The organism is Flavobacterium sp. JP2137, from assembly GCF_050562195.1.
Lineage (GTDB): Bacteria > Bacteroidota > Bacteroidia > Flavobacteriales > Flavobacteriaceae > Flavobacterium.
On record NZ_CP191647.1, the window covers coordinates 729,141 to 750,664 of the forward strand.

A 21,524-nucleotide genomic window follows, 5' to 3' on the forward strand; every position below is an offset into this window, starting at 1 on the left:
TAGCCTACTATATATTTAACACTTGTTAGCCTACTAGAGAAGAAAAAACAACTATAAACGATGCTGTTTATTATTGCCTTAGCGGGATGAGAAAAACCAAATAATGAAGCGATAGTCTATCAAGATAAAACTGAATTTGATTTTCTTGATTACAAATCAAATGAAAATCCTTTTATTGTTGAAAAATATTATATTTCTTCTGGTATAGATATGATCGATGATTTTAATCAAAGAGCAGAAAATGGAGCAGAATACCCTATTGACAGAGTGAGTCGCCCGCTCACCACAACAGTAATTACAAGGGGCACCCCATTGGAATGGATGGTTAGAAGTCAACACACAAACCCCACTTCATTTATTTAGCTGAATTATTTGCAAACTGGTTAATCAAAGTTTTTATGGAAAAATATATTAATATCGTATTTATCTTCTTTACAACAACACTATTAATGAGTTGCGAAGGTGACCCCATAAACTATCAATACATAGTGGAAAACCAAAGTGGCGTTCCCATTCAACTAAAACTATATACTCTTAGTGCAGACGGTCAAGTTTCATTAATAAGGTATATCAATCTGGATAATGGACAAACAATCGAAAAGAGAGCAAAACGTTATCGTCCATCATCTGAATATGATTTTGTTGAGTTTTTCAGGCAGGACGAAGGCTCTCCAAATGCAATGGAAGTTATTTATAACAATCAAAAAAAGACGGTGTTTTTTCTACAACGTTATACCAGTGTAGTTAAAAACACGTGTGAAGATGATTTTGGCAGAGAAGTCCCTTGTGATCCGAGAAACTTATTAAACACCTTTATTTATAGTAATATCAATGAACATTACATCTTTACAGCAGAAGATTATCAACAAGCTGATGACTGCAAGGGGAATTGTGAGTAGTAAGTACTATCTAAATAGCATATAAATCAAAATGCTTAAAATCAAGTGATTGCTGTTTGATGCTTATTTAGATTGGGAATTTGAATAAATAAAGCGTCTTATAAATATTGAACAGTAAAATGAATAATATAGATAAACAAACAGCATAAAAAAAGCCTCAGAAATTATCTGAGGCTGTTTATTTTTTTTAAGTGCACCACGAATGCAAATGACTAATGGGACACTATTACAGTACAAAAATACAATTATTATTTAATTATATACCTATATCCCAATCCTAACAGGGCTCTTTTTATTTTTTAATAACCATTTTCAAATAAGCTACTTTTTCCTTTTCCGCTTCTAATAAACGCTCATATAGTTTTTTATTTTCTTCATGTGATTCTATTAATTTATCTAAGGGATTGAAAGTCGGATTATACAAATTCTTGATTGCAGAAGATTCATCTTGAAACGTATTATTGGTAATAATATTCATGACTTTATCATCCGAATACTCTTTAATTGCCTCCACAGGCACTTCTAACAATTCCGCAATTTTTTCTAACTTTGACTCTTCAACAGATTCACTGTTTTCTATAATAGATACTTGTTGCTGACTAACACCTAAAAGCTCAGCTAAAGTTATTTGCTTCATCCCTTTTATCTCTCTTATTCTACTAATATTTCTTCCTATATGTTTCTGAGTGGCTGTTGTCATGACGTGATTGTTTGATGTTTACAAATATACTAAAGAGATTTTCTTAAACCTAGAAACTAACTTTCTTCAGTAGTGTAAGATACTAATTTTCAATTGAATTAAACAAGTAAAATTAGTTTGAAACTCTTAATTCCTTAACAACCTTTGACAGTATTAATAACCAAAACATTGTCGAACTATGAAAGATCCATTAAAAATCAATGAATTACAAACACTCCCCCTTGTCGTTCAAGAAAAGCTGTTGGAAGAAATTCGCAATGAGAATATAGATTTAATCTTTTCAGTAAGTCATCCATTTTCTCCTATCCCTCAAATTATTGTCGTGCTGAATAAAGACATAAATAACAATAGGAAAGTCAAATTACAAGAGTCGTCTTGGAGGAAGGAAGTATTTGTAACGTTTAATATAATTGTAACGTTTTGTAATCATGCAATATTTGAATGAAGCACAGAACCCTGATTTAAATAGTTTAAGAGCCTTAGATTAAGATTCTAATTGTGAAGATTCTTACAAAGCTTTATTTAAAAAATAATCTTTTATAAGTTCCCTATCTTTACAACAACATTTCCCTTTAAAAAAAACATGAAAAACCGAAATACAGCAACGCTTACAAGATATAGCAACCCATTTTGATAAAGAAAATTTTATTTATGATTTTCTTTTGTCTTTTGGTTTGTCAAAAACCACGATAACACGCTTAAAAAAAGGCGATTACAACCTTTCTAAAAATGAAGGAGAACTTTTTTACAAAGGCAAAATATTTTTTAAAACACTTACGGAAGGCAGTTTAATCGATACCATTGACGAACTGTCGAAAGACGATAAAATACTTATACAAAAACCAATGTCCAATAAAATTTCTTCTATTTTCTCTTTTGGTATATCTAATTCCATACCTCGATCAATAAGTTTTTGTATTTGATCCTCTATACTGGTTGCTAGTCCTGCCGTTTTTTATAAAGTGTTATCCTTATATTTAGTTAAAACATTAAATATAAGCATTAACTTATTACGACATCGTTTCATCTAAAGCTAAAACAGAAAGAATTAATGTCGATAATTTTTTATGAACATCCCCTTTTTCGCTATATCCTAATACTTACCACTAACGTGCCTGGGCCTGACGAAGGTGGCGATTTTAGCACAAATGGTCAATCAAAGAACAAATTTCAAACTTACAAAAAAGCTTCATACAAAGCACGAATCCACCACTTTTGCCAAACCGATGTTATAGGCGTACCCTTTTTCGGTTACTACGTTGAGCGTTGGAAAGTAAGCTCTTTCGCAATTTTAGCATTTTACGGTTGGCTTGTACGAATTGCAAATGCGCTTGCTTTAGCATTGGCATTAAATAATATAAATTTTTGTTGTCTATTTGAAATTTGTCCGTAAATTTGTCCGTGTCCGTAAAAATGTCCGCAATATGGTAAATGTTAAATTTTATTTAGATAAGGCTGATAAGTCAAAGCACTTTCCAATTCATTTGGTTTTAAGGCAAAAAGATGTTCAAGTTAAGGTTTCCACAGGTGAAAAGGTGATGAGAAAAGATTGGGATACCAAAAATCAAAACGTCAAGGAAACTGAATATTTGCATAAGAGTATTAATAAATTTCTTGCCTTTTTAAAACAAGAAGTGGAAAAACATTTTGCATCTGCTCCACATAGTCAGTTTACTGATGTAAAAGTTAAAGAAAAAATTTCGTCGCTGGTCAATAGTCGTAAACAAAATACAGATGTGTCAATGGTTTGCGAAGATGCTTCAGAATACGAAACAATGCAGAAGATAAAATTTTTGGATTTATTTGCTGGTGCAGGTGGTTTTAGTGAAGGTTTTTTACAAGCAGAACACGGAAATAAATATTACGATTTTCGTTTAGGAAGTGACATCAACGAAAATTGTGAGTTGACACATTTAGCTCGTTACAATTATCAATTGGGAATGGATGCAGAGTTTTTGCGTCAAGACATTACCGAGCCTGATTTTATTGATAATCTTTTGAAGAAAGTAAAAGGTCAAACAATCGATGTTGTTTGTGGTGGACCTCCTTGTCAAAGTTTTAGCTTGGCAGGAAAACGAAAAAAGTTTGATAAAAAAGATGATTTGTTCGCTCACTATCTGAACGTGATAAAAATGCTGCGTCCAAAGTATTTCGTAATGGAAAATGTGAAAGGAATTTTAACAAAAGAGGGAGGAAAAATCAAAGAAATGATTTTGCAAGAAATCCGCTCTATTATTGATTTAAAAGAGTTTTCTCAGCTGATTCATTTTGTTGCCAATCTCAAAAAGTCAAGTCCAGAAAATCAATTTATACTCGATTGTTATTTACAAAGATTAAATTTTGAAAAAGCTGTTGACAAAGAATTAGAGACAAATCGAGAAAGCTACATTCAAAATATTGAAAATAAATTTCGAATTCTCGCCCCAAAAATAGCGGACTACAAAACGAGCAAAACCGATATAAATTTTGCAACTATTCGTCACGGATTTAATATGCTAAAAAGAGCAAAAGAACTGGCATACATTAGAAAAAAAGTTATTCAAGAGAAAAATCATAACGATTTAGATAATGACTTCTTCGCTCCAAAATTTGATGATTTTTTAGTGTCTATTGAACCGAATAATATTATTGAAGAGATACATAATGCCTTTCAAAGACTAAATCCGTCAACAGTTTTCAAAAGTGAAATTTCGAATATTATTCTTGCTCTCGAAATTTATAATTATTCTTTTGATGAATGTGTTCAAGGTTTGACTGAAATTGCTAAAACACAAAAAAGTGATGAAAAATTATATGAAATTCTTACACACATTCGCTTATATAATATCGACCAGCCTTTTGTGGCTTTGGCTTCTGATTATGGCGTTCCACAAAATCGAGAAAGAGTTTTATTTATTGGTTGTAGAAAAGACCAGAAATTGATTAAAACAGTTCCTGCTACCGTTTCTAAAAATGAAAAAGTAACCGTTTTTGAAGCTTTGTATGATTTAGATTTCATCGGAAATGATGATGAGAAATATAATTATGAAAACATTAATTTGAAAGTAAAATATAATGGAACGACCGAGCAAATGGAAGCCTTGTTAAAAAAGCGTTCTCTCGATGGAAAACCAAATACTAAAAGTGGATTGACTTATGCAGAATGGTCAAAGCAAGGAAGATTGCTTGGACGTTTTTCGAATGCTAAAAATCCTTTTTACGTTCGGAATTCTGAAGAGTTGGAAAATGTATTGACACATGTTGTCGCACCATTGCAAAATCATAAAACGAGTAAACAAAATGATGATGTTGTAAAACGATTGAATGTTATTCTTAATGCAGGGAACTATAATGAAGCAAAGGAAGAATTAAAAAAATTAGGACTATCTTCTGAAAAAAGAAATTATAATGTTTTAAAAGCAGAAGGGCAAAGTTCTACTATTATGACTATTCCTGATGATTATGTACACTATTCAAGTCCAAGGGCTTTGACTGTTCGTGAAATGGCTCGTTTGCAGTCTTTTGATGATAGTTTTGTTTTTCAAGGAAAGCGCTCTACTGGCGGAAATAAAAGAAAATTTGAAGTCCCTCAATTTACTTTGGTTGGTAATGCTGTTCCTCCTTTAATGGCAAGAGCGGTCGCTTTAGAAATATTAAAAAATATTGATTAAAGATGAGGCAATTAACCAAAGTAGAAATAGAAAGAATAAAACTTTTAACGGAAAAATCGGTTGAAGTCACATTGATTGAGCCAACAGGAACAGGTCTTGAGAAATCTATTATGGATGCGACTGGTTCTGTTCGGGCATATTTGAAAGATAAAAATATTCACGATTACGAGCTTCAAAATCAAGGTCAAGAAAGCAAAATACAAGTCAATTCATATTTAGTTAGTCCTGACGGATTGATACAATCGATTGCTTCGCTGTACCGACCAAATACTAAAAAAGGTGACCCAAGAATTTGGTTTAAAGGTTTAGGAGTTTACTCAAAAGCAAATGATATTTTAGGGATTATTTCTTATGAAAATGATTTGTATGTTGTCAATGTTACACAACTCGATTTTGAAAGTTTGATTTACGGAATTGCTAATAATCCTCTGAAAGAATTGGTAAATGAAATTAATTCTTTGTCAAGAGAAGTGGCTGACGAATTATTGATTTTATTAAGAAAAATTAGTTTGCAAGGAGCAATTCCTGCAATGTTGCAAGCCGATACGGCAATTGGTAGAACTCTTGAAACACTTTTAGGAATTAACATTAATTCGTCAAAACAACCAGATTATAAAGGCATTGAGCTGAAAGCTTTTCGTGATAAAAGAGGTAACCGAAAGAATTTATTTGCACAAGTTCCAGATTGGTCAGCCAGTAAGTTTAAAAGTTGTGCGGAAATATTGGATGAGTTCGGATATAATCGTGGTGATGATTTTAAATTGTATTGTACAGTTTCTGCAATAGTCCGTAATTCACAAGGTTTAAAGTTGAAATTGGATACCGATGTTCGTCAACTAATTGAAAACTCTGAGAAAGCTTCAGTTGGTGATTTCGTTGTTTGGGGGTTGGAAACATTGCATAAACGTTTGCTTGAAAAACACAACGAAACCTTTTGGGTTGCAACGGATACTTTTATAATTGACAATAAAGAACATTTTATATACAAGTCGGTCGAACATACGAAAAAACCAATTGTGTCCCAGTTTGATATTTTATTGGAACAAGGAATTATTACACTTGACCATTTGATAAAGCGAACTCAAGTCGGTAAAGTTGTCGAAAAAGGTCCAATATTTAAGATTAAGCCAAACGCTTTGAGTATGTTGTTTCCTCCAAGTCAGTCATACGATTTGTTGTCGAAGTAGGGTTGGAGTAAGCGTTAGAAGAATTGAAGTTCTTTTGGCTATCGTTTGTCGGATTTGTGCGATTGGAAAACCAAATGTGTTTTAATATGTTGCCGTTAAGGGGCTTCTTTTAACGGTTCGAAGCTTGGCGCCAATGGCGAAAATTGAAGCGATAAGTTTCAATTTAGCGACACAGTAAGCAAAAGCCAATATATTGAATAATTTTAAGAAAAAAGTCAATATAATTAGCTTTTTTCGGAATAGAAAGCCGAAACTTCAAATTTTAGCCTTAACCCGCCATTGCGCCAAGCCCTTGTTACCCGAGGGGTCATTTTTTTACTATAATAAAGTATTCATTTTTAAATAAAAAAGCCATCTATTAAAAACAGATGACTTTCAAATGTGGCGGGGCACTGGCATCGAACCAGTTCCCAACATATAATATTTAATACTTGGCATAGATTTTTGGTTAGTTGACCGACCCGCCTGCAATGCCAACGCCTCCGCCAATCCACATAAAGTTTACGCTTAAAAAAGTTAGGATAAACCCTATAGTAAGATGTACAATTACAGTTTTTGCTATTTCCATAAAGTATAATTTTTTAGGATGAATAATAAAGTGACTAATAACGATAATCAAAACCTCTTTTAAATGCCAAATCTTAAAGAACTTTGTCAGGGTTCCCAGATCTTCAGGTTTCCCAATAGGGAGTGTAACACAAACTGTGTCATCTCCTTTTTCTTAGCTCTGGGACTTAAGTCCCAGAGCTAAGAAAAAGGAGGATCTTTACGGCAGTAGCCTATCCCCAAATTTAATATAAAGCTGCGACATAGTCAAACCCCAATTGTGAATTGGCATCGTCCATTTCTTAGAAACATTTTTAATGACTAAATATATTAGCTTAAGCAATGATTGATCCGAGGTAAAAGCTCCTTTGGTTTTAGTTACTTTTCTAACCTGTCTATGCATGGCCTCTATCGCATTAGTAGTGTATATAGCCTTTCTTATGTGCGGATCAAAATCAAAATAAGTAGATAAATGGCCCCAATTATCCATCCATCCTTTAGCTGCTAATGGATATTTACTACCCCAGGTTTCTTCAAACTCTAAAAGCCTTTCATAGCCTTGTTCTTCGCTAACAGCGGTGTAAATCGGCTTTAAATCTGCAGCTAAAGCTTTCTTGTCTTTATGAGGCACAAAGCGAAGACTTGTTCTTATTTGATGCACAATACAAAGTTGTATTTGTGTCTTTGGAAAAATAGCTTGTATAGCTTCCGGAAAGCCCTTTAAACCATCTACACAGGCAACAAGTATATCTTGTACCCCGCGTGATTTAAGATGAGTTAAAACTGATAACCAAAATTTTGCTCCTTCGTTTTCTGATAAATATACACCAATGAGTTCCTTTTTGCCCTCTTGATTTATGCCTAGAATATTGTAGACAGCTCGTGAAGTTATACTTCCTAGATCTTTAACTTTATAATGCATAGCATCTAGGAATACGAAAGGATATATAGATTCTAAAGGCCGATCGCGCCACTGGTTCATAGCCGGAATAATCTTATCGGTAATGCGGGAAATTTCAATAGCGGATATCTCCATACCATACATTTCCATGATAAAGCTAGCAATATCACGTGTGCTACTGCCTCGGGCATATAAAGATATTACGTTTTCTTCTAATTGATCCGTAACGATGAGTTGCCTTTTTGGAAGTATCTTAGGTTCAAAAGTTGCATTGCGATCTCTGGTAGATTCAAGTTCAAAACTACCAGATTGCATACTTCGAACTGTTTTAGTTGTCCTGCCATTGCGCCGATTAGTTAACCCTTTTGCCTTTTCTTCCGCTAAATGATGTTCCAGTTCACCTTCCATCATTGTTTCTAGAAAGTGTTTCAAAAGAGGTGCAAAAATGCCATCAGGCCCACCCATTTTCTTGCCTTGGTACAATCCAGCCATAGCCTCTTCTTTGAAACTATCAAAATCAAATCCCATGTTTTTATTATCTGTATTCATAATACTAATTTACGTTTTTATTGTGTAATTAATTTATGTGACACAGTTCACGGCACACCCTCTTTTAAATTTATAAAGCGTTCAAAATCAGGTGTTTTTTTATTTTATGCTTATTTGATTGGCAATTAAAAACTATTGAACAGATAAAAAATAATTCATACTAATATTCAAAAGTAAAAAGAGTAGTAAACATTTCACAGAGGGACATGCATGTCCCTCTGTGCTTTACAATTTGATTTCTAATATTGTTGTTTTTTTGTAATCAAAAAATTTTGTATTCAGAAACTGTAATCAAATTACTTTGTTTACAGTAATTGTATTTTTTTTGTAATCAAGTGTATTTGTATTCAGAAATTGTAATCAAATATATTTGTTTATACAAAAACATGTTTTTTTGTAATCAAAAGATTTTGTATTCAGAAATTGTAATCAAAAATGTTTGTGTTCCTAATTATGTCATTTTGTGTAATCAAGAGCCGTTGACTGGTTTTATTTGTTTAAATTTGTATACAAATATCAGTTTATGGATTATAATTTAGATAAAGCAGTAGATTATCATTACGATAATTTCCCACCAGAAAATATTAACTATACTCTTTTTATACAAGAATTAGTAAAAGCAACCGATGCGTTGGCTCGTTTTGACCAAATGTTAAAAAATTTACATAACACTGAAATTTTATTAGCTCCTTTACGTAATCAAGAAGCAGTAATTTCTTCAAGAATAGAAGGTACAATTAGTACTATGGATGAAATACTTCAATATGAAGCGGATCATGAAGGAGAAGATACAGCTACTGCAAAAGCAGACGTAATTGAAACTATTTTGTATCAAAGAGCTTTAAAAAATGGGCAAAGTGCTTTAGAAAGTGGTTATAATTTTTCGTTGAGTTTCATTAAGCAAATGCATCAACAATTGTTGTACTTAGGTAGAGGTGCCAATAAATCTCCAGGTCAGTTTAAAAAAGAACAAAATTACTTGGCTGATAGATTAAAAAAAGAAATTCAATTTATTCCTATTCGACCTGAAAATCTTGACGAAGGATTGGAAAGACTTTTTAAATTTTTAGAGGATAGTAGTTTCCCTCCATTAATTAAAACGGCTATCATGCATTTAGAGTTTGAAGCGTTGCATCCGTTTAAAGACGGTAATGGCAGAATTGGCAGAATGTTGATTACTCTAAATCTATGGCGAGAAAAAATTCTTTCACAACCTCATTTTTATATTAGTGGATATTTTGAAGAGAATAAAGATGAATACATAGAGCAAATGCGTAATGTTTCAAAAACAAATGATTGGAACGAATGGATTCGCTTTTTCTTGAATGCTGTGGAAAGTCAAGCTATCAGAAATTTAGAAATTGCAGAAAGTATTAAAAATTTGTACGAATCCACAAAAATAGAATTTTCAGATTTACTATCTTCAAAATGGAATATGGAAATACTAGATTTCATTTTTACTTATCCAGTATTTAGAAATAATAAGTTTGTGAATACTACAAAAATTCCAAATGCAACAGCGGTACTAATGATAAGAAAATTAGTAGATAACGGCCATTTAGTTTTAAGAGAAGAATCATCAGGACGTAGAGCTGCAATGTATTCTTTTGAACCTTTGATGCGATTAGTTAGGGTATAGACTTTAAGCGTTTTTAATAATAAATCACAATGGAAAAAGAAAAGAATACAGACTATATAAAACCTATTAATTTGGTAAATGTTACTTATGATCAAACAGGCAAAAGTAAATCGACCAATGAATTAGGAATGCGTGAGATGCAGGCAAAAGCGTATGAAGCTCGTTCTGCACAATATTTATTATTAAAAGCTCCGCCTGCATCGGGAAAATCAAGAGCTTTAATGTTTATTGCATTAGACAAACTTATTAATCAAGGTATAAAAAAAGTAATTGTAGCCGTTCCAGAACGTTCCATCGGGAACTCGTTTGCACCCAATGAACTAAAAAAGTATGGTTTTTATGCCGATTGGGAATTAAATAACCGATACAACCTTTGTGCTCCTGGCAGTGATACTTCTAAAGTAAAGGCGTTTAAAGAATTTCTACAATCGGATGAAAAAATATTGATTTGTACGCACGTTGCGTTTTGCGTTTGAAGGATTACAAGAAACCGACTTTAATAATTGTTTGGTGGCAATTGATGAATTTCATCATGTTTCTGCTGATGGCGATAATATTTTAGGTAATGTAATGCGTAGAATTATGGAGAAATCTACGGCTCATATTGTTGCGATGACTGGATCGTATTTTCGTGGCGATAGTGTTCCTGTATTATTACCTGAAGACGAAGAGAAATTCATAAAAGTTACGTACAACTATTACGATCAGCTTAACGGATATGAGTATTTAAAATCCTTAGGAATTGGCTATCACTTTTATCGAGGAAGATATTATAATCACGATGAAGAAAGAGGAATGTCAGCATTAGAAGAGATTTTAGACGAAAATCTTAAAACGATTATTCATATTCCAAGTGTGAATTCAGCTGAATCTTCCAAACAAAAACGCGAAGAAGTTAATCACATCATTGATTGTATTGGTGATTTAGAGTATCAAGATACAGAAACAGGCGTTTTATATGTGAAAAGTAAACGTTCTGGCAGAATCTTGAAAATAGCTGATTTGGTTAATGATATTCAGAAAGAACGTGATAAAATAACCGCCTATTTACGAGGAGTAAAAACGCCTGAAGATATCGATATGATTATTGCCCTGGGAATGGCAAAAGAGGGCTTTGACTGGCCCTTTTGCCAACATGCTTTAACGATAGGATATAGAGGTTCGTTGACCGAAATCATTCAAATTATTGGTAGAGCTACTAGAGATAGTAATAATAAAACACATGCGCAGTTCACTAACCTTATTGCGCAACCTGATGCTGTAGATGAAGATCTACGTTTGTCTGTAAACAATATGTTAAAAGCAATAACGGCTTCTTTATTAATGGAGCAAGTATTAGCACCTAATTTTAAGTTTAAACCGATGGATGATCTTGAGGAAGATGAAGGAGAGCCAGACGACGAGAATACAATCAAAATTAGAGGATTTAAAAAACCTACTTCACAACGAGCAAAGGATATTATAGAAAGTGATTTGAATGATTTAAAAGCACGTATTCTTCAAGATGGTACCATGTTGAAAGCGATGCCAGGGAATTTAGAACCCGAAGTCATCAATACGGTTTTAATTCCAAAAATTATTCGGGAGATTTATCCCGATTTAGGAGCTGAAGATGTAGAAGCAATTCGCCAATATGTAGTAGTGGATTCTGTTGTTAAAAATGGTGAAGTAGAAGAGCACGGCTCAAAGAAATTCATTCGCATGGCAGGAAGCTTTGTAAACATAGATGATATTCATATTGATTTGATTGATACCATTAATCCATTTCAAAAGGCTTTTGAAATTTTATCTAAAAATGTTACCACCTCTGTTTTAAAAGCTATTCAAGACACGATTAATGTTACCAAAATAGAAATGACCGAGGAAGAAGCGATTGCGTCGTGGGAAGCTATTAAACGATGGAAAACAAACACAGGAAAAGCACCTGATATTAATTCACATGATCCAAAAGAACAAAGATTAGCACAAGCTTTATTATTTTTGCAGGACGCAAAACGTAGAAAAAATCAAAATGGCTAAGAATTTAGATGATATTTTTAATGACGATGATTTTGGTTTATTAGAGTCACAACAAAAGCAATCTTTTGTGCGAACAGATGAAGATCGTTTGATTGATTCATTTGAAGAAATTAATCATTTTTTTGAAAAGAATAAAAGAGAGCCATCAACATCTTCTATGTCTGAATATACATTATCAGCTAGACTGAAAGGTTTTAAGGCTAATGAGCGAAACAAAAGTATCTTGAAAGCGTTCGATCGTTTTAATCTTTTAGGTAAAGTAGAACTTAAAATTGAAACATTAGATGATATCTTAGGTGATGCCGATTTAGGATTGTTAAATGATGAAGGAGATTCTTCTATTTTTGAATTTAAATACACTCCAAAAGAAGGTAGTAGAGAAAGTGCAGATTATATTGCACAACGAAAAGCTATTTCAGACAAAGATTTTCAAAAGTATGAACAGATGTTTAAACAAGTTCATAAGGAACTGAAAGAAGGAAAACGTAAGCTTTTAAACTTTACGAATGCAGAGGATAATTTAATTGAAGGAAATTTTTATTTAGTTGATGGTTTATTGTGCTATTTAGAAGTTTCCAAAGCTGAAAAAGTAATAAAAGAAAACAAATCTGGGGATCGAGTTCGATTAGAAGGACGTACAGTTACTGTTTTTGAGAATGGAACTATTTCGAATATGCTATTTCGTTCATTAGGTAAAGCTATTCAGAAAAACGGTAAAATTGTTACTAATACAGATGAAGGAATGTATAACCAACTTCAAGAAAATTTCAATTCTGTGAGAGAAGAAGATGTTCAAAGTGGTTGGATTTATATTTTGAAGTCAAAATCAGAGAGACCTGAAATTAAAAATTTAGAAAATCTTTATAAAATTGGTTTCTCAAAATATCCTGTGCAGGAACGTATTAAAAACGCATCGAAAGAAGCGACTTATTTATTTGCTGATGTAGAAGTTATAGCTTCTTACAACTGCTATAGCTTAAATGTAAATTCCTTTGAAAGCTTCTTACATCGTTTCTTTGCTGAAGCTTGTTTAGATATTGATTTGTATGATAAGTCAGGAAATAGATATATCCCGAGAGAATGGTTTGTGATTCCTTTAAATATCATCGACGAAGTAATTCAACTTCTTTTAAATGGGAATATTGTGAATTATAAGTATGATGTTGCAAATAGAAAAGTTGTACTAAAATAAAATATATCCTTGACTCTTCAAAAAATAGATAAATCACACAGCTGCTATTAGCACCTAATTTAGCACCCATAAAAACAAAACTCTCTAAACACTAGCACTTAAGAGGTTTTTCGCAGAGAGGAAGGGATTACTACGTGAGCCCAAAGGGGGTTCAAAACACAAAGAAAAACCACGGGCTAGCGCCCTCGTTTTTTTGTTTCCACACCGCTTGTGAAAACAAAATCAAACCAGAGGGATTACTACGTGAGCCCAAAGGGGATTCAAAACACAAAGAAAAACCACGGGCTAGCGCCCTCGTTTTTTTGTTTCCACACCGCTTGTGAAAACAAAATCAAACCAGAGGGATTACTACGTGAGCCCAAAGGGGATTCAAAACACAAAGAAAAACCACGGGCTAGCGCCCTCGTTTTTTTGTTTCCCCTCCGCTTGTGAAAACAAAATCAAACCAGAGGGATTACTACGTGAGCCCAAAGGGGATTCAAAACACAAAGAAAAACCACGGGCTAGCGCCCTCGTTTTTTTGTTTCCACACCGCTTGTGAAAACAAAATCAAACCAAAGGGATTACTACGTGAGCCCAAAGGGGGTTCAAAACACAAAGAAAAACCACGGGCTAGCGCCCTCGTTTTTTTGTTTCCACACCACTTGTGAAAACAAAATCAAACCAGAGGGATTACTACGTGAGCCCAAAGGGGGTTCAAAACACAAAGAAAAACCACGGGCTAGCGCCCTCGTTTTTTTGTTTCCACACCGCTTGTGAAAACAAAATCAAACCAGAGGAATTACTACGTGAGCCCAAAGGGGGTTCAAAACACAAAGAAAAACCACGGGCTAGCGCCCTCGTTTTTTTGTTTCCCCTCCGCTTGTGAAAACAAAATCAAACCAGAGGGATTACTACGTGAGCCCAAAGGGGGTTCCAAACACAAAGAAAAACCACGGGCTAGCGCCCTCGTTTTTTTTGTTTCCCCTCCGCTTGTGAAAACAAAATCAAACCAGAGGGATTACTACGTGAGCCCAAAGGGGATTCAAAACACAAAGAAAAACCACGGGCTAGCGCCCTCGTTTTTTTGTTTCCCCTCCGCTTGTGAAAACAAAATCAAACCAAAGGGATTACTACGTGAGCCCAAAGGGGGTTCAAAACACAAAGAAAAACCACGGGCTAGCGCCCTCGTTTTTTTGTTTCCCCTCCGCTTGTGAAAACAAAATCAAACCAAAGGGATTACTACGTGAGCCCAAAGGGGGTTCAAAACACAAAGAAAAACCACGGGCTAGCGCCCTCGTTTTTTTGTTTCCACACCACTTGTGAAAACAAAATCAAACCAGAGGGATTACTACGTGAGCCCAAAGGGGGTTCAAAACACAAAGAAAAACCACGGGCTAGCGCCCTCGTTTTTTTGTTTCCACACCGCTTGTGAAAACAAAATCAAACCAGAGGGATTACTACGTGAGCCCAAAGGGGATTCAAAACACAAAGAAAAACCACGGGCTAGCGCCCTCGTTTTTTTGTTTCCCCTCCGCTTGTGAAAATGAATTTTCACCGCGGGGGGAAACAAAAAAACCGATTGTTTTCACAATCGGTTTTTCTTTGCAGAGAGGAAGGGATTCGAACCCTCGATACAAACTTTTTGATTATAAACAACTTACTCCAAGCTTAGCTATGTTGTATGCCTAATAGTATGCCTTTCTAATATCTACTAACTTAATAAAGTTCTACGCAACTTAGCTAATAAGATGGAATCTCCATATATCAAATAAGTAATTTTAACTAGCCTAAATAGAGAGATGGTGTTATTTCCAATTGTTCCAACAAAGTAACTCTCATTAGTTTCTAATTCAGTTTGTACCTCCAAGAGATTGGTTTTTAATTCCCCTTGGTTTAGCTGAGATAGAAAAGGGAGTTCATTTTTAAAAGAAACAATCACAGCTTGTAGAACATCCCAATGAAATATTAATTCCATTTTATCTGCGGGGTAATTACATATGCAATACACTTCCTCCCCAATATACAAATAGCTATCATACCCCTCTATTCTCTCAGCTAAAACCTCCAAAACCAATTCCAATTCCTCATAATCTATACCTATATCAAATGGTAATTTTGAAATTCTCATAAGCTAAATGATATAAAAAAACCACCTCATTACAGGTGGTCTAAATGATACTTGAAAAAACTTACTCTTTATGGTCTTTTCTCCCATTCTTAAACAATATATTAATCATACTTGAACAATGTGATAAATTCAATGGTATTCTCAAATTCACATCTATTTAATTCTATTAGATAAGCTTGATATGGTTCTTGAGAATATGCAATCCTAATAGTAGTATCAAAGAACAATGTAGATGCAACTTTCTTGTATTTACTAAAGCATTCTAATTGCTTGAGTAAATTGCCATCATACCATTTATATTCCTTAATTGCTGTTTTAAAATAGGATTCTTTACTATGAAATTCTACTATTCTATGTAGTTCATAATATAACTCAATAAAAAAACAAGTTTCTTCTCTAGTTGAACAGACACAAGGATAAGGTTTGTCATTGTTCTTTAACCATCTACTCCATTTACCACAACCAGATTCAGAGATTAAAAAATGTACATAGTTCTCATTTTGAATTACCCAGTCCTTTATGGTACCAATAGCAAAGTCTTCTGGTATGAAATTTTCATATTTAAACTCTTCTATATAATTACTCTTTATCTTCTTTATAGCCATCTGTTATCCATAAAATAATTGATACTATACTCCAGAATATCACGAAACTAAAGAAAAACAGAAACATACTTATTGGAGAACCCGTATCTATCCATACATACAGTGAAAGTAAAGTAATTAAAATACTAATTGTTATTAACAATCTAACTGTACCAGTACTAAGCCTCTTAATGCGATTTATTAATTTCTCCATCCTTATTTACTGATTTTCTTTAGAAACAAAACTGCCCCTATTAATACAAAAACTCCAATCACTACAAATCCCCAGAAAAAGGACTGTTCTTTTTTATCTTCTAAGTAAACTTTTTCCATATCATCATAATTCATAACATGGGGATTTAAATTCTTCTCTCTAGCTATATCAGAATGTCTAGGGTCAACACTAGCACTTTCTCCAGTTTTTATAGCCATAGCATCCAATCCTGAATAGGTTGGTGTAGAATCACCTAGCTTCTCTTTAACAAAACTGTCCCATTCTTCTTTAGTCCCCTTCAATGCTTTCAATAATTTTTCATTTTTATCTGAAACCTTTTTGTCATTTGAATCACTCTTTGAAGTCTGACAATATGTTGAAATACTCAGCAACAAGATTATTGCTAACAGAAATCTTCTCATAATTATACTGTATTATATTAATTAAACAAGTTGCCATATATGGCATTATAATAAACAAATATAAATCTTTTCTTCACTTGTCAAATATGTCAAGTATGGAAAAATTAGATTTATTAAAAATCATAGGTAAAAATGTAAAAACTGCTAGAGAAAACAAGAGTATGTCTCAAGTTGATTTAGTAGGTAAAATGGAAGGAAACATAGATACTACCAATATATCTAGAATTGAATCTGGCAGAACCAATCCAACTATATATACTCTCTTTAGAATAGCTACTGCATTAGATGTAACACTTGAAGAACTAGTTTCTATTGAGCAACAATAATGCCCTCAATTTAACTTTGTTGGTTTAGCTACAGTCTTAAGAGAATAATGAGTAAAAACAAAACTTTTAGCTATATTATTATATCAACAAAATAGTATCCTGAGTGAATTTACAACTAAAAAGTTCCTTTTACACACCTCTTCTCACACATAATTTTTCAAAAAGTAAAAATCCTTCCACTTTTGTCTTACCCCCTTTATAGAGAGAATGACAAAACAGGAAGGATTATAATCTTACTTTACAAATTCTGATTTAGTACTTTCCATTAGTAGAAAAAGTATGCTCTTCTGATAGTAACCTTTGAATAGACTTTTCTTCCTGAGACAATACTTCTTCTGGAACATAAACATATCTATGTGATAATACCAGTACTTCTCCAGTCTCTTTGTTCACGTATTCATAAAGCTCAGACTCTTGCTTTACTACTCTACCAGTCATTTCTGTACCAATCAAAGCTTTACAAGTTTGTTCATCAAATGTAGAGGTAACAGTTGCTTTTCTAACTGTAGCATAAAACTGATTAGTGGTTTGACTTTTTATCATTTCAATACCACCAGTAATCTCTAATACAAAGAACTCCTTTCCATCCTCTGTCTGTCTTTTTTTATAGTCAATAATACGTACCATAAGTATAATTTTTTAAGTTAAACATTGCTTACATATCAGATCCTCCTTCCCTCAAAGCTCAGCTACCACCTTGAACTTTAGCTAAGAAAGAAAATCTTTTATATAAACCACAAGAAATCCACTTCCTGCTGAGAATAAGTGGGGGTATTCAGTTCTGTATAATTAAGGGGGGGGCTTTACAAGGTGGTTTACACACGTGATGCTTTAAGCATATTTTTTTTAAAAACCAAAAACAGTTATTAACTTCTGTTAATATCTTAAATAACTACTAATCAAAATTATAACTACTTTAGTAAAAAAAAGAATCTAATCTTTTATAAGAAATGAATTCTACACGTAAAAAAGTATCTAAAATGAATACAGTTCAAATAGGCAATGATTTTGAAGATAAATCTTACGAAATAATAGAGAAGATTTTAAATAACAAAGACCTATCATTAATCCCTGAACATTGTAAAATATTTAGGAAGAAAAAATACCACGCGCAAAGTAGGGCAAATGGAATTATTTTTGATTTGTCAATTGAAGTAACACCTCCCAACTCAGAAAGCCCCACACTACTTTATTTAATTGAATGTAAAAAATATTCATCTACTATACCAGTAGATGAAGTTGCTTTATTTGCCCAATATATAAGTGAAATAAAAAATTTCACAGTAAAAGGTGTTTTTATAACTAATAGTAAATTACAGAAAGGAGCCTTAGAACAAATAAAGTACCATGGAATGATGTTGATTGAAGTAGATGAGAATAACTATAATATTTCTCATTATAAAAGCATAAAAGCTACCACGCAGAAAGATGATTATGACACAATAATTTTAAAAGCATTATGCAATATATTACTACCGAAGAAAATTGATGGCTTACAAAAATTATCTAAAAGACAAATAGATAACATTGTGTCTAAACTTATATCTGATTTTAACCCTACTATATTACAAAATGCTACTGCAACACCTCTATTTGATCTCTTAGATTTCCTCAATAAAACACATAATTTACAATTTGAATATTCAAAAATTCTAGATAATTCAGACAATGAAGTTTTGGGTTATTTTAATTCTGAAAACACTACCATCTACATAAATCCTTCTATAAAAGGAACTAAGATTGAGCCTTTTGTTATTGGACATGAAATAGGTCATTTTATTCTTCATAGACACTTAAAAATCAATGAAGTTGTATATAATAATTTTCAAGACACCTCTTTTAATCTAATTACTCAAAGTTTTAAATTAGATAATCCTAAAAACTGGATTGAATGGCAAGCAAATCACTTTAGCTCATGTCTATTACTACCAGAAACAAGCATTAAATTAATGTTGGTAATTATTCAATTGGAACTTGGAATTAGCAAAACAGGCAGTATATTCCTAGATGAACAAGAATGTAATAAGAATGATTTTCGTGAAATCACAAGAAGGCTCGCTATACATTTTGAAACATCTAAAATTAGTATAGAATACAGACTTAATAGTCTAAAGCTAATTAATAGACCTATTAGAATTAATAAACCAGAAGAAAACAATATTGAGGATTTAAGAGCACTATCAATCTTAAGAGCCAACAGAGATAACATTTAGCCATCCTAGGTATAAACATGGGAGTGTAACACAAACTGTGTCATCTCCTTTTTCTTAGCTCTGGGACTTAAGTCCCAGAGCTAAGAAAAAGGAGGATCTTTACGGCTGTAGCCTATCCCCAAATTTAATATAAAGCTGCGACATAGTCAAACCCCAATTGTGAATTGGCATCGTCCATTTCTTAGAAACATTTTTAATGACTAAATATATTAGCTTAAGCAATGATTGATCCGAGGTAAAAGCTCCTTTGGTTTTAGTTACTTTTCTAATCTGTCTATGCATGGCCTCTATCGCATTAGTAGTGTATATAGCCTTTCTTATGTGCGGATCAAAATCAAAATAAGTAGATAAATGGCCCCAATTATCCATCCATCCTTTAGCTGCTAATGGATATTTACTACCCCAGGTTTCTTCAAACTCTAAAAGCCTTTCATAGCCTTGTTCTTCGCTAACAGCGGTGTAAATCGGCTTTAAATCTGCAGCTAAAGCTTTCTTGTCTTTATGAGGCACAAAGCGAAGACTTGTTCTTATTTGATGCACAATACAAAGTTGTATTTGTGTCTTTGGAAAAACAGCTTGTATAGCTTCCGGAAAGCCCTTTAAACCATCTACACAGGCAACAAGTATATCTTGTACCCCGCGTGATTTAAGATGAGTTAAAACTGATAACCAAAATTTTGCTCCTTCGTTTTCTGATAAATATACACCAATGAGTTCCTTTTTGCCCTCTTGATTTATGCCTAGAATATTGTAGACAGCACGTGAAGTTATACTTCCTTGATCTTTAACTTTATAATGCATAGCATCTAGGAATACGAAAGGATATATAGATTCTAAAGGCCGATCACGCCACTGGTTCATAGCCGGAATAATCTTATCGGTAATGCGGGAAATTTCACTAGCGGATATCTCCATACCATACATTTCCATGATAAAGCTAGCAATATCACGTGTGCTACTGCCTCGGGCATATAAAGATATTACGTTTTCTTCTAATTGATCCGTAACGATAAGTTGCCTTTTTGGAAGTATCTTAGGTTCAAAAGTTGCATTGCGATCTCTGGTAGATTCAAGTTCAAAACTACCAGATTGCATACTTCGAACTGTTTTAGTTGTCCTGCCATTGCGCCGATTAGTTACCCCTTTTGCCTTTTCTTCCGCTAAATGATGTTCCAGTTCACCTTCCATCATTGTTTCTAGAAAGTGTTTCAAAAGAGGTGCAAAAATGCCATCAGGCCCACCCATTTTCTTGCCTTGGTACAATCCAGCCATAGCCTCTTCTTTGAAACTATCAAAATCAAATCCCGTGTTTTTATTATCTGTATTCATAATACTAATTTACGTTTTTATTGTGTAATTAATTTATGTGACACAGTTCACGGCACACCCTCATAAACATAGGATGGCTATTCTCAACTCAGAAACCACTGACAATTACCATCTCCAACAACAGCCTTAGCAAGTTCTTGATTAAACTCAAAAGCATTTAGATTCCTTTCTAGAAAAGTATCAATGTAGCTACTCTTATTAGCTTGAGTAAAGAGATTAAACACATTCCATAGGTTAATATTTCCTTGTTCATTCTTACAGAAACTCTCATCTTGATAGAAATCCCTAGCTATGGTATTGAATTGTCCATCATTAAAAGTCAGTTCAGGAATTTGGAGTTTTAGAGATTTTGGTAAATGCTGATATAATCTAGCTTTCCCAACTAGCTGAGCAAATTGATGCTCAGTAAGATGATATTGGGTAAAATCCTGCATCAATTTAAGATGATTTTCTAATTGATAATTCTGCATTACCTCGAGGATTTTAGATTCCAATTCCAGATAAGAACTCACACGCATTTCTGATACAAAACCATCAGAACTTACACATAGATTACAACAAACTAGGTTTTGAAAACCAATAAAAAACTTAAACTTCTCAAATGACTTCTTGTTATAGAGGTTCTCCTGATTATAAGCTCTTACACCTCCTACTGTTAATGCTAATTCATTCCCATTAATAGTTTCAGTTATACTAGGAATCCTAACAATGAATGCCATTCTCTCAAAATATTGTGTTTTCTCGTGGTCTAAGAGCTCTTTAGCATTCTTGTGAATTGCATCAGGTGTTCTCCCTTTAATTTGATGAGAGACTCTTATTTCGGGTTTTTCAATTTGTTGTGGATATTCCACTCTATACTGCACCACGAATCCGTTAAAGTGCACCACTTATTCCATCAAAGTATACCATTAATTCCGACAAAGTGCACCACTTATTCCGACAAAGTATACCACTTATTCCGTTAAAGTGCACCAGTAGTGTTAGTTTTTTTATCAATAAACAACTGACATTCCGGCATATAGTGCACCACTTATTCCAAATCAA

The 21,524-nt window shown here is 33.3% G+C and carries 20 protein-coding genes; 11 read left to right on the forward strand and 9 right to left on the reverse strand.

Annotated elements, in window-relative coordinates:
- Positions 1-398 precede the first annotated feature (398 nt).
- Complete coding sequence (locus tag ACQZ43_RS03220; RefSeq protein WP_430614436.1) at positions 399-899, forward strand: hypothetical protein; 501 nt, start codon at positions 399-401, stop codon at positions 897-899.
- 292 nt (positions 900-1,191) lie between these two features.
- On the opposite strand, the gene ACQZ43_RS03225 is transcribed toward ACQZ43_RS03220, so the two are convergent.
- On the reverse strand, positions 1,192-1,599 hold the full coding sequence (locus tag ACQZ43_RS03225; RefSeq protein ID WP_430614437.1) for a helix-turn-helix domain-containing protein: 408 nt from the start codon (positions 1,597-1,599) through the stop codon (positions 1,192-1,194).
- A 178-nt stretch (positions 1,600-1,777) separates the two neighbouring features.
- On the opposite strand from ACQZ43_RS03225, the gene ACQZ43_RS03230 reads away from it, so the two are divergent.
- Positions 1,778-2,044, forward strand: coding sequence for a hypothetical protein (locus tag ACQZ43_RS03230; RefSeq protein ID WP_430614438.1), 267 nt, complete (start codon positions 1,778-1,780; stop codon positions 2,042-2,044).
- A 300-nt stretch (positions 2,045-2,344) separates the two neighbouring features.
- Here ACQZ43_RS03230 and ACQZ43_RS03235 read toward each other — a convergent pair whose 3' ends face one another.
- Positions 2,345-2,494 (reverse strand): hypothetical protein, encoded by a 150-nt coding sequence (locus ACQZ43_RS03235; RefSeq protein WP_430614439.1) that lies wholly within the window; start codon positions 2,492-2,494, stop codon positions 2,345-2,347.
- A 156-nt stretch (positions 2,495-2,650) separates the two neighbouring features.
- On the opposite strand from ACQZ43_RS03235, the gene ACQZ43_RS03240 reads away from it, so the two are divergent.
- The 3 genes from ACQZ43_RS03240 to ACQZ43_RS03250 are packed head-to-tail and all read left to right on the forward strand — an operon-like array spanning position 2,651 to position 6,436.
- Entirely contained in the window at positions 2,651-2,992 is a 342-nt protein-coding gene (locus tag ACQZ43_RS03240) for a hypothetical protein (RefSeq protein WP_430614440.1), read from the forward strand.
- Positions 2,993-3,023: 31 nt separating this feature from the next.
- Complete coding sequence (locus ACQZ43_RS03245; RefSeq protein WP_430614441.1) at positions 3,024-5,249, forward strand: DNA cytosine methyltransferase; 2,226 nt, start codon at positions 3,024-3,026, stop codon at positions 5,247-5,249.
- 2 nt (positions 5,250-5,251) lie between these two features.
- Positions 5,252-6,436, forward strand: a complete 1,185-nt coding sequence (locus ACQZ43_RS03250) for an MvaI/BcnI family restriction endonuclease (RefSeq protein ID WP_430614442.1) — start codon at positions 5,252-5,254, stop codon at positions 6,434-6,436.
- Positions 6,437-7,202: 766 nt separating this feature from the next.
- On the opposite strand, the gene ACQZ43_RS03255 is transcribed toward ACQZ43_RS03250, so the two are convergent.
- Positions 7,203-8,411 carry an IS256 family transposase gene (locus ACQZ43_RS03255; RefSeq protein WP_430615579.1) on the reverse strand — a complete coding sequence of 403 codons (1,209 nt, stop codon included), beginning with the start codon at positions 8,409-8,411 and terminating at the stop codon, positions 7,203-7,205.
- A gap of 544 nt (positions 8,412-8,955) precedes the next feature.
- On the opposite strand from ACQZ43_RS03255, the gene ACQZ43_RS03260 reads away from it, so the two are divergent.
- The 4 genes from ACQZ43_RS03260 to ACQZ43_RS03275 are packed head-to-tail and all read left to right on the forward strand — an operon-like array spanning position 8,956 to position 13,282.
- Positions 8,956-10,071 (forward strand): Fic family protein, encoded by a 1,116-nt coding sequence (locus ACQZ43_RS03260; RefSeq protein WP_430614443.1) that lies wholly within the window; start codon positions 8,956-8,958, stop codon positions 10,069-10,071.
- A gap of 29 nt (positions 10,072-10,100) precedes the next feature.
- Positions 10,101-10,547 (forward strand): hypothetical protein, encoded by a 447-nt coding sequence (locus tag ACQZ43_RS03265; protein ID WP_430614444.1) that lies wholly within the window; start codon positions 10,101-10,103, stop codon positions 10,545-10,547.
- A 34-nt stretch (positions 10,548-10,581) separates the two neighbouring features.
- A complete protein-coding gene (locus ACQZ43_RS03270; protein ID WP_430614445.1) occupies positions 10,582-12,090 on the forward strand; it encodes a DEAD/DEAH box helicase in 1,509 nt (502 codons plus the stop codon).
- Entirely contained in the window at positions 12,083-13,282 is a 1,200-nt protein-coding gene (locus tag ACQZ43_RS03275) for a GIY-YIG nuclease family protein (RefSeq protein WP_430614446.1), read from the forward strand. Before ACQZ43_RS03270 ends, ACQZ43_RS03275 begins: the two co-directional genes overlap by 8 nt.
- A gap of 1,693 nt (positions 13,283-14,975) precedes the next feature.
- Here ACQZ43_RS03275 and ACQZ43_RS03280 read toward each other — a convergent pair.
- From ACQZ43_RS03280 to ACQZ43_RS03290, 3 genes are all read right to left on the reverse strand, one after another.
- Entirely contained in the window at positions 14,976-15,392 is a 417-nt protein-coding gene (locus ACQZ43_RS03280; protein WP_430614447.1) for a hypothetical protein, read from the reverse strand.
- Positions 15,393-15,493: 101 nt separating this feature from the next.
- Positions 15,494-15,997 (reverse strand): hypothetical protein, encoded by a 504-nt coding sequence (locus ACQZ43_RS03285; RefSeq protein WP_430614448.1) that lies wholly within the window; start codon positions 15,995-15,997, stop codon positions 15,494-15,496.
- Positions 15,998-16,192: 195 nt separating this feature from the next.
- On the reverse strand, positions 16,193-16,612 hold the full coding sequence (locus ACQZ43_RS03290) for a hypothetical protein (RefSeq protein ID WP_430614449.1): 420 nt from the start codon (positions 16,610-16,612) through the stop codon (positions 16,193-16,195).
- A 95-nt stretch (positions 16,613-16,707) separates the two neighbouring features.
- On the opposite strand from ACQZ43_RS03290, the gene ACQZ43_RS03295 reads away from it, so the two are divergent.
- Positions 16,708-16,938, forward strand: coding sequence for a helix-turn-helix domain-containing protein (locus ACQZ43_RS03295; protein WP_430614450.1), 231 nt, complete (start codon positions 16,708-16,710; stop codon positions 16,936-16,938).
- Positions 16,939-17,190: 252 nt separating this feature from the next.
- Here the strand turns inward: ACQZ43_RS03295 and ACQZ43_RS03300 are convergent, their stop codons facing one another.
- Positions 17,191-17,565: a hypothetical protein gene (locus ACQZ43_RS03300; protein ID WP_430614451.1), complete on the reverse strand. Its 375-nt coding sequence runs from the start codon at positions 17,563-17,565 to the stop codon at positions 17,191-17,193.
- 353 nt (positions 17,566-17,918) lie between these two features.
- On the opposite strand from ACQZ43_RS03300, the gene ACQZ43_RS03305 reads away from it, so the two are divergent.
- A complete protein-coding gene (locus tag ACQZ43_RS03305) occupies positions 17,919-19,151 on the forward strand; it encodes an ImmA/IrrE family metallo-endopeptidase (protein WP_430614452.1) in 1,233 nt (410 codons plus the stop codon).
- 99 nt (positions 19,152-19,250) lie between these two features.
- On the opposite strand, the gene ACQZ43_RS03310 is transcribed toward ACQZ43_RS03305, so the two are convergent.
- Positions 19,251-20,480, reverse strand: coding sequence for an IS256 family transposase (locus tag ACQZ43_RS03310; RefSeq protein ID WP_430613168.1), 1,230 nt, complete (start codon positions 20,478-20,480; stop codon positions 19,251-19,253).
- Between the two features lie 83 nt (positions 20,481-20,563).
- A complete protein-coding gene (locus ACQZ43_RS03315) occupies positions 20,564-21,331 on the reverse strand; it encodes a DUF3871 family protein (RefSeq protein ID WP_430614453.1) in 768 nt (255 codons plus the stop codon).
- Positions 21,332-21,524: the final 193 nt, after the last annotated feature.

What these genes read in the sequence shown, in the direction of transcription:
- ACQZ43_RS03220 (WP_430614436.1), top strand. Translation starts at nt 399, where the DNA reads ATGGAAAAATATATTAATATCGTATTTATCTTCTTTACAACAACACTA.
- ACQZ43_RS03225 (WP_430614437.1), bottom strand. Translation starts at nt 1,599, where the DNA reads ATGACAACAGCCACTCAGAAACATATAGGAAGAAATATTAGTAGAATA.
- ACQZ43_RS03230 (WP_430614438.1), top strand. Translation starts at nt 1,778, where the DNA reads ATGAAAGATCCATTAAAAATCAATGAATTACAAACACTCCCCCTTGTC.
- ACQZ43_RS03235 (WP_430614439.1), bottom strand. Translation starts at nt 2,494, where the DNA reads ATGGAATTAGATATACCAAAAGAGAAAATAGAAGAAATTTTATTGGAC.
- ACQZ43_RS03240 (WP_430614440.1), top strand. Translation starts at nt 2,651, where the DNA reads ATGTCGATAATTTTTTATGAACATCCCCTTTTTCGCTATATCCTAATA.
- ACQZ43_RS03245 (WP_430614441.1), top strand. Translation starts at nt 3,024, where the DNA reads ATGGTAAATGTTAAATTTTATTTAGATAAGGCTGATAAGTCAAAGCAC.
- ACQZ43_RS03250 (WP_430614442.1), top strand. Translation starts at nt 5,252, where the DNA reads ATGAGGCAATTAACCAAAGTAGAAATAGAAAGAATAAAACTTTTAACG.
- ACQZ43_RS03255 (WP_430615579.1), bottom strand. Translation starts at nt 8,411, where the DNA reads ATGGGATTTGATTTTGATAGTTTCAAAGAAGAGGCTATGGCTGGATTG.
- ACQZ43_RS03260 (WP_430614443.1), top strand. Translation starts at nt 8,956, where the DNA reads ATGGATTATAATTTAGATAAAGCAGTAGATTATCATTACGATAATTTC.
- ACQZ43_RS03265 (WP_430614444.1), top strand. Translation starts at nt 10,101, where the DNA reads ATGGAAAAAGAAAAGAATACAGACTATATAAAACCTATTAATTTGGTA.
- ACQZ43_RS03275 (WP_430614446.1), top strand. Translation starts at nt 12,083, where the DNA reads ATGGCTAAGAATTTAGATGATATTTTTAATGACGATGATTTTGGTTTA.
- ACQZ43_RS03280 (WP_430614447.1), bottom strand. Translation starts at nt 15,392, where the DNA reads ATGAGAATTTCAAAATTACCATTTGATATAGGTATAGATTATGAGGAA.
- ACQZ43_RS03285 (WP_430614448.1), bottom strand. Translation starts at nt 15,997, where the DNA reads ATGGCTATAAAGAAGATAAAGAGTAATTATATAGAAGAGTTTAAATAT.
- ACQZ43_RS03290 (WP_430614449.1), bottom strand. Translation starts at nt 16,612, where the DNA reads ATGAGAAGATTTCTGTTAGCAATAATCTTGTTGCTGAGTATTTCAACA.
- ACQZ43_RS03295 (WP_430614450.1), top strand. Translation starts at nt 16,708, where the DNA reads ATGGAAAAATTAGATTTATTAAAAATCATAGGTAAAAATGTAAAAACT.
- ACQZ43_RS03300 (WP_430614451.1), bottom strand. Translation starts at nt 17,565, where the DNA reads ATGGTACGTATTATTGACTATAAAAAAAGACAGACAGAGGATGGAAAG.
- ACQZ43_RS03305 (WP_430614452.1), top strand. Translation starts at nt 17,919, where the DNA reads ATGAATACAGTTCAAATAGGCAATGATTTTGAAGATAAATCTTACGAA.
- ACQZ43_RS03310 (WP_430613168.1), bottom strand. Translation starts at nt 20,480, where the DNA reads ATGAATACAGATAATAAAAACACGGGATTTGATTTTGATAGTTTCAAA.